At 73.3% G+C, this 12,166-nt stretch carries 11 protein-coding genes; 1 reads left to right on the top strand and 10 read right to left on the bottom strand.

What is annotated here, in order from left to right; translation table 11 throughout:
• Window positions 1-93: 93 nt before the first annotated feature.
• The 5 genes from tatC to IEY93_RS32050 all read right to left on the bottom strand — a co-directional run bounded on the left by tatC (window position 94) and on the right by IEY93_RS32050 (window position 3,813).
• Window positions 94-957: a twin-arginine translocase subunit TatC gene (tatC, locus tag IEY93_RS32030; RefSeq protein WP_189166903.1), complete on the bottom strand. Its 864-nt coding sequence runs from the start codon at window positions 955-957 to the stop codon at window positions 94-96.
• Between the two features lie 71 nt (window positions 958-1,028).
• The gene (tatA, locus tag IEY93_RS32035) at window positions 1,029-1,400 is read right to left on the bottom strand and encodes a Sec-independent protein translocase subunit TatA (protein WP_189166904.1); all 372 of its coding nucleotides are present in this window, start codon (window positions 1,398-1,400) and stop codon (window positions 1,029-1,031) included.
• Window positions 1,401-1,466: 66 nt separating this feature from the next.
• Window positions 1,467-1,655, bottom strand: coding sequence for a hypothetical protein (locus tag IEY93_RS32040; protein ID WP_189166905.1), 189 nt, complete (start codon window positions 1,653-1,655; stop codon window positions 1,467-1,469).
• 192 nt (window positions 1,656-1,847) lie between these two features.
• Window positions 1,848-2,804: a helix-turn-helix transcriptional regulator gene (locus IEY93_RS32045; protein WP_229691657.1), complete on the bottom strand. Its 957-nt coding sequence runs from the start codon at window positions 2,802-2,804 to the stop codon at window positions 1,848-1,850.
• A gap of 61 nt (window positions 2,805-2,865) precedes the next feature.
• The gene (locus tag IEY93_RS32050; RefSeq protein WP_189166907.1) at window positions 2,866-3,813 is read right to left on the bottom strand and encodes a helix-turn-helix transcriptional regulator; all 948 of its coding nucleotides are present in this window, start codon (window positions 3,811-3,813) and stop codon (window positions 2,866-2,868) included.
• Window positions 3,814-3,850: 37 nt separating this feature from the next.
• On the opposite strand from IEY93_RS32050, the gene IEY93_RS32055 reads away from it, so the two are divergent.
• Window positions 3,851-4,957, top strand: coding sequence for a DUF3866 family protein (locus IEY93_RS32055; RefSeq protein ID WP_189166908.1), 1,107 nt, complete (start codon window positions 3,851-3,853; stop codon window positions 4,955-4,957).
• 130 nt (window positions 4,958-5,087) lie between these two features.
• Here IEY93_RS32055 and IEY93_RS32060 read toward each other — a convergent pair whose 3' ends face one another.
• From IEY93_RS32060 to IEY93_RS32080, 5 genes are all read right to left on the bottom strand, one after another.
• Window positions 5,088-6,173: an enolase C-terminal domain-like protein gene (locus IEY93_RS32060; RefSeq protein ID WP_189166909.1), complete on the bottom strand. Its 1,086-nt coding sequence runs from the start codon at window positions 6,171-6,173 to the stop codon at window positions 5,088-5,090.
• Complete coding sequence (locus IEY93_RS32065; RefSeq protein WP_189166910.1) at window positions 6,170-9,337, bottom strand: FAD-binding and (Fe-S)-binding domain-containing protein; 3,168 nt, start codon at window positions 9,335-9,337, stop codon at window positions 6,170-6,172. The genes IEY93_RS32060 and IEY93_RS32065 overlap by 4 nt, the downstream gene beginning before the upstream one ends.
• Window positions 9,334-11,166, bottom strand: a complete 1,833-nt coding sequence (locus IEY93_RS32070) for a thiamine pyrophosphate-dependent enzyme (RefSeq protein ID WP_229691658.1) — start codon at window positions 11,164-11,166, stop codon at window positions 9,334-9,336. Before IEY93_RS32070 ends, IEY93_RS32065 begins: the two co-directional genes overlap by 4 nt.
• A complete protein-coding gene (locus tag IEY93_RS32075; RefSeq protein ID WP_189166911.1) occupies window positions 11,139-11,348 on the bottom strand; it encodes a hypothetical protein in 210 nt (69 codons plus the stop codon). The genes IEY93_RS32070 and IEY93_RS32075 overlap by 28 nt, the downstream gene beginning before the upstream one ends.
• A 282-nt stretch (window positions 11,349-11,630) precedes the next feature.
• On the bottom strand, window positions 11,631-12,166 hold a 536-nt coding region (locus tag IEY93_RS32080), incomplete at its 5' end, for a carbohydrate binding domain-containing protein (RefSeq protein ID WP_229691659.1).

Below are 12,166 nucleotides of genomic sequence, written 5' to 3' on the forward strand. Positions count from 1 at the left end.
ATCGCGGGGCTCAGCCGGAGCCCGCACCTACCCCGGGACCATCACTCTCGCGGCCCTCGTCATCCGGCTTCGCGCCTGATCCGGCGAGCAGGCCTAGTCGAGGGGGGTCGAGGCGGTGCCGTCGAGTTCCTCTTCGAGCTCGCGCTGGCGCTGGGCCTCGATCTCGTCCTTCTTGCGGTCGTGCAGGTACATGATGAACTCGGCGAGCAGGAACATGCCGACCATCGGCAGCGCCAGGGCGAGCATGGTGATCGGGTCCTGGCTCGGCGTCGCGACGGCCGCGAAGACGAACATGCCGAAGATGGCCATGCGCTGGTGCTTGCTCACCAGGCGGAACGGCAGCACGCCGATGAAGTTGAGGAACACCAGCAGCAGCGGGACCTCGAACGACAGGCCGAAGATCACCAGCATGGCGAGCAGGAACCCGACGTACTGGTCCATGCTGATGAGCTGGATCACGTTGTCCGGGGCGAAGCCGAACAGCAGCGACAGGCCCTTGTCCATGGTGATGTAGGCCAGCGCGGCACCGGCGGCGAACAGCGGCACCGACAGGCCGAGGAACGACAGCGAGTAGCGCCGCTCGTTGCGGTAGAGGCCGGGGGTGACGAAGGCCCAGATCTGGTACAGCCAGATCGGCGCGGCCACCACCGCGCCGAACATGAGGGCGACCTGGAGGTTCACCATGAAGCCCTCGAACACGCTCTGCTGGACGAGTGTGCACTCGCCCGCTTTGAGCTTGTAGGCGGCCGGCAGCCGGCAGTACGGCCCGACCATGAAGTCCCAGAGACGGTCGAAGAAGACGAATCCGACAACGGTGCCCAGGGTGAGGCCGAGGATCGCCTTCACCAGGCGGTTGCGCAGCTCACGGAGGTGATCCATGAGCGACATGCGGCCGTCGAGATCGGCGGCGGGCCGGCTCTCGCCGCCGGCCGGGCTGGACCGTTTGAGCAAAGCCATCGGGCGTCCTGGTCTTCCGAGCTGTCAGGGACGGGACTTTCGCGAGCGGTCGAAGACCGGCGCGGCGCCGGTCAGGCGGAGCCCTGCTCCTTGTGCGCCTGGGAGAGCGGAGCGCCGTTCACCGGGGTGTCCTGCGGGCGGGCGGCAGCCTGGGCGCCGCGCAGACGGGCGTTCTCCTCCTCCAGGAGGCGCAGCCGGTCCTCGACGGACGGCGTCGGGGTCGGCAGGGCCTGCTGCGGAGCCGGAGCGGGCTGAGCGGTCGCGGTCGTGGTCTGGGCGGCGGCCCGGGCCTCGTCCTCCTCGCTGAGCTTGCTGGTCTCCTTCTTGAACAGGCGCAGCGACTGACCCAGCGCCTTGGCGGTGTCAGGAAGCTTCTTGGCACCGAAGAGAAGGACGAGGACCAGCAGAATGAGGATCCATTCCATGGGACCAAGTGTGGGCATGACACATCCTTACGCCGAGCGACGTGCGTTCTCAAGCTCGATCGTACGCTGCCGCCACCCCTTCCTTCACCCCTGTGCCCGGCGAGATGTGCCGATCAGGGCCTTGAACCGGCTTTCTGCTGGTGCGAGACGGTCGTTGGCCCGCTCGATTTCACGTGTCAGACTCCGGGCGGCCACCACCACGCGGGACGAGAGCACGGCCAGCGGCACCAGGCCCGTGACGGCCAGGCCCACCGCGACGAAGATCGAGGTCATGACCGCGAACTCTACCGAAGCCCGCCCGAGCCACGCCGCCGATCGCTCGTCCCGGACGCCGATCTCGACCGTCTCTCGCGCCGTCTCTCCCCGGCCCGCCCGGCACCGGCGCAGCCGCGATGAAAGTTCCACCCGGACCCACCGGACAGGTCCCGAACGGTCACCCGGCGGCGCGGGACGGAGGGCGGCGGGTCATACACATGTCTCGTAGTGGGCCAGGGCCGCGGAGGCGGTCTCGCGCACCCGGTCGGCCAGGGAGACCGGGGAGATGACCCGGCCGCTGTCGCCGAGACGCAGCGCGAGCCGGACGATCCAGCCCTGGTCGCGGGCGCGCAGGGTGACCCGCAGCCGGCCCTCCCCCAGCTCGCTGACCTCCTCGCACGGGTAGTACTCGGCGACCCAGCGCCCGGCGGGCGTCAGCTCCAGCACGACCAGCTCGTCGGTCGGCGAGGGCCGGAACACCCCGTCGGTGATGTCGATCGGCTCGGCGTCCTCCGGCAGGTCGGCCGGGACGTCCAGCATCTCCACACCGATCATGCGGTCGAGGCGGAACAGCCGCATGCCGTCGGCGCGGTAGCACCAGCCCTCCAGATAGGAGCGGCCGTCGGCCATCACCAGCCGGGTGGGGTCCACCTCGCGCGGGGTGATCTCGTCCCGTCCGGGCACGTAGTAGCGCAGCGACAGCCGGCGGCCCGCGCGCAGGGCCTGCCGGACGGTGGCCATGGCGTCGGGGGCCGGGTCGAGGTCGAAGGCGACCTGGCTGCTGACCGCCGCCGCGCCCTCGCCGGCCGCCCGTTCGAGCTTGGCGATCACCCGGGCCAGGGCGTCGCCCTCGGCGAACTCGGGCAGCTCGGCGAGCATGCGCAGCGCGACCAGCAGGGCGCTCGCCTCGTCGATGCCGAGCCGCAGCGGGCGGGCGATGGTGTCGGCGTTGTCGATGAGGATCTCGCCGCCGTCCCAGGAGACGTCGATGAGGTCGCCGGGGGTGTGGCCGGGCAGGCCGCACATCCACACCAGTTGCAGGTCGTCGACGAGCTGCTTCTCGGTCAGCCCGAACAGTTTGGCCACCTCGGGCACCTGGGCGCCGGGGTGGGACATCAGGTAGGGCACCAGGGCGAGCAGCCTGGGCAGCCGGTCGGCGGTGCTCACGCGGGCACTCCCTTCGCCTCGTGCGTCCGGCCGGGCGCGGGCGCCCGGCGACATGGACCGTTCACGCGAGCGCTCCCTTCAGGCGGCGGATCACCGCGTCACGCAGGTCCGGCGGGTCGGTCACCTCGGCGTCGGCGGCGAAGCCGACCACCGACCCGGCCAGCCACTCGGGGTCGGCGAACTCGACGGTCACCTCGTCCCAGCCGCCCTCCCCGGGCCGGACGGAACCGATCTGCCGCAGCCACTGGCAGGTGTGCTCGCGGATGCGGATGGTGGCGGTGCGCTCGGGGGCCAGGCTGTCGTCGCGGTGGCCCACCATCGAGCGGATGTCGACGTCCGCGGGGACGGCCACCACTCCGGGCCGCCCCACCGGGGTGACCGGGCCGGTGATGCGGCTGAGCCGGAAGACCCGGGGGGCGGCGCGCTCGCGGTCGTGGCCGACGACGTACCAGCGCCCACGCCGGCTGACCACGCCCCACGGCTCGACGGTGCGGGTGAGCAGCACCTCGCTGCCCGCCGCGCGGTAGTCGAAGCGGACCACCCTGCGGTCGCGCACGGCCTCCCACAGGGCCGGGAAGGAGGGGTCGCGGGTGTCGACGCGCAACTCCAGTGGCCCGCCTGCGGACTCGTCGGTCTCCACCCCTGCCGCGCGCAGCTTCAGCAGCGCGCCGCCGGCGGCCTCGGCGAGGTTGGCCCGCTGCCACACCTGGGCGGCCAGGCCGAGGACGGCGGCCTCGTCGGCCTCCAGGGTGATCTCGGGCAGCTCGTAGGCCTGCCGCGGGATGCGGTACCCCGGCTCGTCCTCCCACGGGTCGCGGTGGACCTCGATGGGGATGCCGATCTCGCGCAACTCGTTCTTGTCGCGCTCGAACATGCGCTGGAAGGCCTCGTCGTTCCCGGTGTCGTAGCCGGGGACCGCCTGGCGGATCTGCTCGGCGCTGAGCGGGCGGCGCGTGGACAGCAGACAGATGACCAGGTTGAGCAGCCGCTCGGTCTTCCGCCGGGACATCGGGCCTCCCTTCTCCCTGTGACGCTACCCTTGGCCCGTGATCAGATGGCGCAAGGGCGAGGTGGTCGCGGTCCGGCGCGAGTGGCCGGGCGCGGTGGAACTGGACGTGACCCTGGCCGAGGGGAACTGCCGTGCCCTGGCCTACCCCCCGCTGGTGGGCCGCCCCGAACCCGGCGACACGGTGCTGCTGAACACGACCGCGCTCGCCATGGGCCTCGGTACGGGAGGCTACGCCATGGTAGTGGCCCTGCCGGACCGTTTGCCGGAAGATCCGCAAGGACCCGGGCACCTGGTCAAGGCGCGGTACACGCCGTTGCAGGCCACGGTGCTCGGCGCCGACGAGCAGGACTCCCCGCATCACGAGATCCTGCGGGAGGCCGACTCGCTCGACGGGATGCCGGTGGTGGTCGCCGACCTGCACTCGGCGCTCCCGGCGGTCCTGTGCGGCCTGTACGGCGCCCACGGCCCGCAGGGCGGGACAAAGGGGCCGGAAGGCGTCCCGGAGCGCCTGCGGGTGGCGTACGTGATGCTGGACGGGGGCGCCCTGCCGGGGTGGTTCTCCATGTCGGCCGCCCGGCTGCGCGAGCTCGGCTGGCTGTGCGGGGTGGTCACCACCGGCCAGTCGTTCGGCGGCGACGTCGAGGCGGTGACCGTGCACACCGGGCTGCTGGCCGCGCGGCACGTGCTCGGCGCGGACGTCGCGGTGGTGGCCCAGGGCCCGGGCAATCTCGGCACCGGCACCCGCTGGGGCTTCTCCGGGGTGTCGGCGGGCGAGGCGGTGAACGCCGCGGCGGTGCTCGGCGGGCGTCCGGTGGCGGCGCTGCGGGTGAGCGAGGGCGATCTGCGCGAGCGGCACGTCGGGGTGTCGCACCACTCGCTGACCGCCTACGGGCGGGTGGCCCTGGCCCGTGCCCAGGTCGTCGTTCCCGACCTGCCGGGGGCGTTCGGCGAGAAGGTCAGGGAGCAGGCCGCCGTCCTGGCCGAGCGGCACGAGCTGGTGCGGGTGCCGGTCGAGGGGCTGCGCGATGCGCTCGCGACCTCTCCGGTCCGCCTGTCGACCATGGGCCGGGGTCTGGACGAGGACCTTGCGGGGTTCGTGGCCTCGGCCGCCGCGGGCCGCCACGTCGCCTCACTGCTCGCCTGAGCGGCTCCCCCGATGGGCGGACCAGGGCGCCGCGTCCAGGTCCGGCTCGCGGCCTGTCCTCGTCCCTGAGACGTCTCAAGCCCGCCCCGGCTCCCGCTCGCCGAAGTTTCCCGCGGCGCTGGCACGCAGGTCAGGCGACGCGCCAGTGGTCGGCGTCGGGTTCCTTGAAGGTGAGGCCGTTGCCCGGGGCGCGGTGGTCGGGACGCAGCTCGCCGCCCTCGGCGGGGCGGGCGCCGTCGAACAGCATGGCCTCGATGCGCGCGTGGTCGTGGAACCATTCCAGGTGCCGCAGGTTGGGCACGGCGGCGGCGACGTCCAGGTGCTGGTGGGGTGCGCAGTGGCCGGACACCTGCAGGCCGTGGGCGGCGGCCACGGCGGCGGCGCGCAGGAACTCGCTGATCCCGCCGCAGCGGGTGACGTCGATCTGCTGGCAGTCCACGTAGGGGGCCATGCGCTCGAAGTAGGCCAGGTCGTAGCCGTACTCTCCGGCGGCCACGTCGGCGTCCACCGCGTCGCGGACCACGCCGAGGCCGGTCAGGTCGTCGGAGGAGACCGGTTCCTCCAGCCAGTGGACGTCCAGGTCGGCGGCGCGGCGCATGACGCGGACGGCCTGTTTGCGGGTGTAGGCGCCGTTGGCGTCCACGAAGAGCTCGGCGTGGTCGCCGATGGTGCGGCGTGCGGCGGCCATCCGGCGCAGGTCGCGGTCGGGGCGCCGGCCCCACGACTCGCCGATCTTGATCTTCACGCGCGGGATGCCGACTTCCTCCGTCCAGTGCGCGAGCTGCCGGTGCTGGCGTTCCTCGTCGTAGGTGGTGAACCCGCCGCTGCCGTAGACCGGGACGGTGGCGCGGGCCGCGCCGAGCAGGCGGGTCAGGGGCAGGCCGTGGCGGCGGGCCTTGAGGTCCCACAGCGCGCAGTCGGCCGCCGAGACGGCCATCCCGGCGATGCCGGGCCGCCCGGCGTTGCGGACCCGGGCGGCCATCGCGGTCCAGGCGGCGGGGACGTCGTCCGGGTCGAGGCCGGCGACCGCCGGGGCCAGCAGCCCGCTCACGACCCCCGCCGTGGCGGCCGGGGCGTACGTCCAGCCGAGGCCCCGGGCCCCCTCGGTGGTGGCGTGCACGACGACGATCGTGGTGCTCGTCCAGGCGAGGGTGCCGTCGGCCTCCGGTCCGTCGGTCGGGATCCGGTAGGCGCGCGCGTCCAGCGCGATCGTCACCGCCCGCTCCGCGGCGCCCCGCGGCCGCGTGCCCGGACGAGTCGGGCACGGGTGCGCACCGCGCGGGCCAGGGCGGCCAGGCCGGCCGCGGATCCGCCGAGCGCCGCCACGGCGAGCCCCGCCACGGCACCCGCGGCGGTGACGCGCGCCGCGGTGGATGGCGCGGGAGGCCGGGCGGCGTAGGTCCGCTCGGGCCGGGGCGAGACGCCCCGGTCCCGGTACAGGCCGGCCCGCAGCACCTGCGCCAGGTGCAGGGCCCGGCGGCCGCCGGCGTCGCTCTGTTCGATCTGGGTGCGGCAGCTGAACCCGTCGGCCAGGACGACGGCCTCGGCGGGCGCGTGGCGGACTGCGGGCAGCAGCACCCTTTCGGCGCACGCCTCGGAGACCTCGTAGTGGCCCCGCTCGAAGCCGAAGTTCCCGGCCAGCCCGCAGCACCCGGAGTCGAGCACGTCGAGGTCGACCCCCGCGTCGCGCAGCAGGGCCCGGTCGGCGGCGTACCCGAGCACGGCGTGCTGGTGGCAGTGCACCTGTGCCAGGGCCGTACGCGGCACCTGAGGCGGACGCCAGCCCGGCGTGTGGTGGTGCAGCAGCTCGGCCAGGGTGACGGTCTGCGCGCGCAACCGCCGCGCGTCCTCAACGTCGGGGAACAGCCCGGCGATATCGTCGCGGAAGACGGCGGTGCAGCTCGGCTCCAGCCCGACGACCGGCGTGCCGGCCCGCAGGGCGGGCGAGAGCTCCGAAAGGGTGCGGCGCAGGGCCTTCTTGGCCAGGTCGAGCTGGCCGGTGGAGATCCAGGTCAGGCCGCAGCAGACCGCCCGCTCGGGGACGCTCACCCGCCAGCCGGCCGACTCCAGCACCTCGACGGCGGCGATGGCGATGTCGGGGTGGAAGTGGGCGGTGAAGGTGTCCGGCCACAGCACGACCTCGCCCCGGGCCCCGTTCCCGGCGGGACGGTGGCCGGCGAACCAGTCCTGGAAGGTCCGCGGCGCGAACAGCGGCAGGGTGCGGCGCCGGTCGACGCCGGCCGCCGCCTTGGCCAGGCGGTCCAGGACCGGGGCGTGCGACAGGGCGTTCACCATCCGCGGCGCGCGGGAGGCGAGCACGGCCCACACCGGCAGCCACCCCATCGCGTAGTGGCCGCGGGGCCGCAGCCGCCCCTGGTAGTGGTGGGACAGGAACTCGGCCTTGTAGGTCGCCATGTCGACGTTGACCGGGCAGTCCGATTTGCAGCCTTTGCAGGCCAGGCACAGGTCGAGCGCCTCGTGCACGGCCTCCGAGCGCCATCCGCCGGTGACCGCGCCACCGCGCGCGGAGCCGTCCAGCATCTCGAACAGCAGCCGCGCCCGGCCCCGGGTGGAGTGCTCCTCGGCCCGGGTGACCATGTACGAGGGGCACATGACGCCGCCGTGCTCGCGCCGGCACTTGCCCACTCCCACGCAGCGCAGCACGGCCCGGCCGAAGCTCCCCTCGTCATCGGGGTAGGCGAAGTGGGTGGGCACGTCTCCGTGGTCGTAGTCCACGCCCAGGCGCAGGAACCCGTCCAGCGGGTAGGGGTCCACGACCTTTCCGGGGTTCATCATGCCGTCCGGGTCGAAGATCGCCTTGAACCCGCCGAAGGCGCGCACCAGGTCGGCGCCGAACATCTTGGGCAGCAGCTCGCCACGCGCCTGCCCGTCGCCGTGCTCGCCGGAGAAGGACCCGCCATAGGAGACGACCAGGTCGGCGGCGTCCTCGATGAACGAACGGAACCGCCGCACCCCCTCGGCGCCGGTCAGATCGAACGGGATGCGGCTGTGCACGCAGCCCTGCCCGAAGTGCCCGTACAGCGACGCGGTCTGGTAGCCGTACCGCTCATAAAGCGCCCGCAGGTCGCGCAGGTAGCCGCCGAGCCGGTCCGGGGAGACCGCCGAGTCCTCCCAGCCCGGCCAGGTGTCCGGCAGCCCCGGCACGCGGGCGGTGGCGCCGAGCCCGGACTCGCGGATCAGCCACATCTCCTCTTCGAGCCGTTCGTCGTCGAAGATCCCGACGCGGGGGTCGTCCCGGGTCGTGCCGAGGGCGCGCAGCATCGCGTCGGCCGCCCGGTCGGCGTCCCGCTCGTCACGCCCGCCCATCTGGACCAGCAGCCACGCCCCTCCCTTGGGCAGCCGGGCCACCGCCTCGGGGTTGAGGTGCTTCATCCGCTCGAAGTTGATCAGCTTGTCGTCGATGCCCTCCAGCGCGATGGGCGCGTGCGGCAGGATCGCCGGTACGGCGTCCGCGGCGGCGGCGATGTCGGGGAAGGCGATGTAGGCCATCGTGCGGGCCGGCACGACGGGCACCAGGGTGAGCCTGGCGCGCAGCACGACCACCAGCGTCCCCTCCGAGCCGACCAGGGCCCGGCCGACGTGGAACCCGCGCTCGGGCAGCAGGCTGTCGAGGTTGTAGCCGGACACCCGGCGTGGAATGTCGGGATAGCGGGTGCGGATCTGCCCCAGGTAGGCGTCGCGCAGGGCGCGCAGCCGCTCGTAAACCTCCGCCTCGCGGCCACCCCGTTCCCGGATGCGCGCGTACCGCTCGTCGCCGGTGGCGCCGACCCACATGCGGGTGCCGTCGTACAGCAGCACCTCCATCTCCACCAGGTTGTCCACGACCTTGCCGGTGCGCTGCGCGGTGGACCCGCAGGAGTTGTTGCCGATCATCCCGCCGATCGTGCAGTGGTCGTGGGTGCTGGGCCGGGGACCGAACTCCAGCCCGTACGGGTGGAGCAGCTCGTTGAGCCGGTCCAGGACGATGCCCGGCTCCACCAGGCAGGTGCGGGCCTCGGCGTCGACCTCCAGCAGCCGGTGGCAGTACTTGGACCAGTCGAGCACGACGGCGGTGTTGGTGGACTCCCCCGCCAGGCTGGTGCCGCCGCCGCGCGACAGCACGGGGACCCGGTGCCGGCGGCAGACCGCCACCGCCGCGACCGCCGCCTCGACCGTCCGGGGGCACACCACGCCGAGGGGGATCTGCCGGTAGTTGGAGGCGTCGGTGGAGTAGGCGCCGCGCAGGGTCGCGTCGAAGCGGACCTCGCCGTCCACGGCCGCCGCAAGGTCGCGCCGCAGCGCCGCCACGTCCACCGGCGGCGCGGCCCCCGCGAGTGGGAACGGGGCCAGGCCGGGCGGGCGCCGGGTCGTGGCGCTCATGGCCGCAGCTCGCTGAACTTGTCACGGGCGACGGTCGCCAGGATGTTCGCCTTGTGCGGCTGGCCGCGCAGGAACGCCTCGGTGAACGCCTTGGCCTGCTCGTACTTGACCCTGCCTGGCATCGGCGGCTCGTCGGGGTTGACGTCGCAGTCGACCAGGGCGGGGCCGTCGTGCGAGAACGCCCTGCGCAGCGCCCCCGGCAGCTCCCTGGGGTCGGAGATCTTGACGCCGAACGCCCCGCAGCCCCGGGCCCAGGCCGAGAAGTCCGCCTCGGGCCGCCGGTGCCGCACCGCGTACTCGGGGTATCCGAGGACGATCTGCTCCCAGAGGATCTGCCCGTAGGAGTTGTTGTTGTTGATCACCACCTTGATCGGCAGGTCGTGCCGCACGGCGGTCAGGAAGTCGGCCATGAGCATCGCGAACCCGCCGTCGCCGACGAACGCGATGACCTGGCGGCCGGGGAAGGCGTGCTGCATGCCGATCGCGTACGGCAGGCCGGGGGCCATGGTGGCGAGGTTGCCCGACAGGTAGAACTCCCGGCCGCCGCGGATCGTCCAGTGGCGGGCCGCCCAGGTGGCGATGGTGCCGGAGTCGCAGGTCAAGATGGCGTCCCCGGACGCGGTCTCGTCCACGCAGCCCATCAGGTACTGCGGGGCGATCGGGTCGCGGGAGGGGTCCTGAAGGGCCTTCATGTCCGCCCGCCAGGCGTCCATCTTCCGCTGGTACCTGGCCAGGAACGACCGGTCGGCGGCCGGCTCCAGCATCGGCAGCAGCTCCCGCAGGGCGAGCCGCGCGTCGGCCGCGACCGGCGCCTCGGTCGGCCGGCGCATGCCCACCAGGCTCGGGTCGACGTCGATCTGCACCACCCGCGCCCGGCCGGGCGCGGGCAGGTAGGTGGAGTAGGGGAAGGAGGTGCCGACCATCAGCAGGGTGTCGCACTCCTCCATCAGCTCCTCGCTCGGCCGGGTCCCGAGCAGGCCGAGGCCGCCGGTGGTCAGCGGGTGGTCGTCGGGCACCACGAACTTGCCGGGGAGGGTCTTCACGATCGGGCTGGCCAGCCGCTCGGCGACGGCCAGCACCTCCTCGCGGGCGTGCCGGGCGCCCACGCCGACCAGCATCGCGACGCGTTCGCCGTCCGACAGCACCTCGGCCGCCCGCGCCAGGTCCTCCTGCTCGGGGCGCAACGGCGGGCGCGACCACGTGGGCAGGCTGCTGGGCGGGCCGCCCGGCCCGACGTGCCGGTAGGGGTCCTCGCCGGCCACCGCCACCTGGATGTCGTTGGGGAAGCTCAGGTGGGCGACGGTGCGCCGCGACAGCGCGGTGCGGATCGCGAGGTCGACCACGCCAGGAAGCTGCTGCGGGTTGGTGATCACCAGGTTGTAGGCGGCGAGATCCTGGTACAGCCGGTCGAGGTGCACCTCCTGCTGGTAGTAGGTGCCGAGGACCGAGGTCTCCTGCATGCCGGTCAGCGCCAGCACCGGCACGTGGTCCAGCTTGGCGTCGTACAGGCCGTTCAGCAGGTGGATGGCGCCCGGCCCGGAGGTGGCGGCGCACACCCCGAGCCGCCCGGTCGCCTTGGCGTAGCCGGTGGCCATGAAGGCGGCGGCCTCCTCGTGGTGAACCAGGACGAACCGGAGTCTCTCCCGCTGGCGGCGGAAGCCCTCCATCAGGCCGTTGATGCCGTCGCCCGGCAGGCCGAAGACCGTGTCGACCCCCCACTCGACCAGCCGCCTGGCCAGGCTCTCTCCGACGATCTCCTTCATGCCGGCCTCCAGGTCGTCGCGCCGGCCGTGCCGTCCGATCAGCGGGACGCGGTCCGCCTCCCGCACCGCCACCCCAGGACGTACGCCAGCGCCAGGCCGGCGCCGACGGCGAGGGGTTTCGGGGAGAGCAGGGACGCGGCAAGGCGGCGCAGGCCCTCACGCGGGTCGGCCACGGCGCCCGCGACGCCGCCGATCGCCGACACCACGGTCTCGCGGGCGTCGCTGGTCCACCTTCGCTGGTCGCTCATGGTCGGCTCCGGCCTGCCGCGCCCGTCCCCTCCCGGGGAGGACGGCGGCGCAATCGGTGCTCTTGTCGTCCGCGGCTCAGGCGGCCGCGGCGAGCGTCACGGACCGCCCTACCCGAGACCGGCCGACGGGGCACCACAGAAGCCGCAATCGTCCGGTACAGCTCTGGCCAACTTCCCGTTCCCCGAAAAGCAGGCCGGGCCGGCCCGGGAGGCGGGCCGAGGGACGTCTCGGCGGCCGCCTCCGGTACCGGCCCGGCGCTGTGCCCACGGGAACGAGGGCGCTTATTGGAAGGAGGCGTCGTCGATGGAGAAGCCGTCGGTGCCCGACGCGGTCTCGACGTAGAACGAGGCGCTGGACAACGTCCCGGTCCACGACACGGTCGCCGTGCCGGAGAGCTGGATCCAGCCGCTGGTGTTCGCGGTCGCCGCCGGGGTCAGCTGGAGGTACCGCGTCGTGCCGTCGGCGGTGAGCGCCAGGGTCGCCTTCACGCTGGGTGTGCCGCTCTGCGCGCGGACCCAGACGCTGGTGGTGTAGCTCTTGCCGTTGGTGAGTCTGGCGGTCACGTTCTGGTTCGGGCCGTTCCACGAGGCCGTGCGCCCGGTGATCGACAGCGACCGGGTGCCACCGTGCGCGGCGCTCGTGCTGGACGACAGCGTTCCGCCGGACGCGGTCCAGCCGGTCGTGCCGCTCTCCATGTCGCCGTTGGTCAAGACGTTCTGGCCGCCGCCACCTCCGGCGGTGAACTGCCACCAGTTGACGTTGAACAGGTTGCCGCTGCCGCCGGTGAAGCGCAGGTACAGGTCCTGGGTGCCGGTGG

Origin of the sequence: Sphaerisporangium melleum (assembly GCF_014646695.1) — a bacterium.
Classification (GTDB): Bacteria; Actinomycetota; Actinomycetes; order Streptosporangiales; family Streptosporangiaceae; genus Sphaerisporangium; species Sphaerisporangium melleum.

What these genes read in the sequence shown, in the direction of transcription:
- tatC (WP_189166903.1), bottom strand. Translation starts at nt 957, where the DNA reads ATGGCTTTGCTCAAACGGTCCAGCCCGGCCGGCGGCGAGAGCCGGCCC.
- IEY93_RS32075 (WP_189166911.1), bottom strand. Translation starts at nt 11,348, where the DNA reads ATGAGCGACCAGCGAAGGTGGACCAGCGACGCCCGCGAGACCGTGGTG.
- IEY93_RS32040 (WP_189166905.1), bottom strand. Translation starts at nt 1,655, where the DNA reads ATGACCTCGATCTTCGTCGCGGTGGGCCTGGCCGTCACGGGCCTGGTG.
- IEY93_RS32050 (WP_189166907.1), bottom strand. Translation starts at nt 3,813, where the DNA reads ATGTCCCGGCGGAAGACCGAGCGGCTGCTCAACCTGGTCATCTGTCTG.
- tatA (WP_189166904.1), bottom strand. Translation starts at nt 1,400, where the DNA reads ATGCCCACACTTGGTCCCATGGAATGGATCCTCATTCTGCTGGTCCTC.
- IEY93_RS32065 (WP_189166910.1), bottom strand. Translation starts at nt 9,337, where the DNA reads ATGAGCGCCACGACCCGGCGCCCGCCCGGCCTGGCCCCGTTCCCACTC.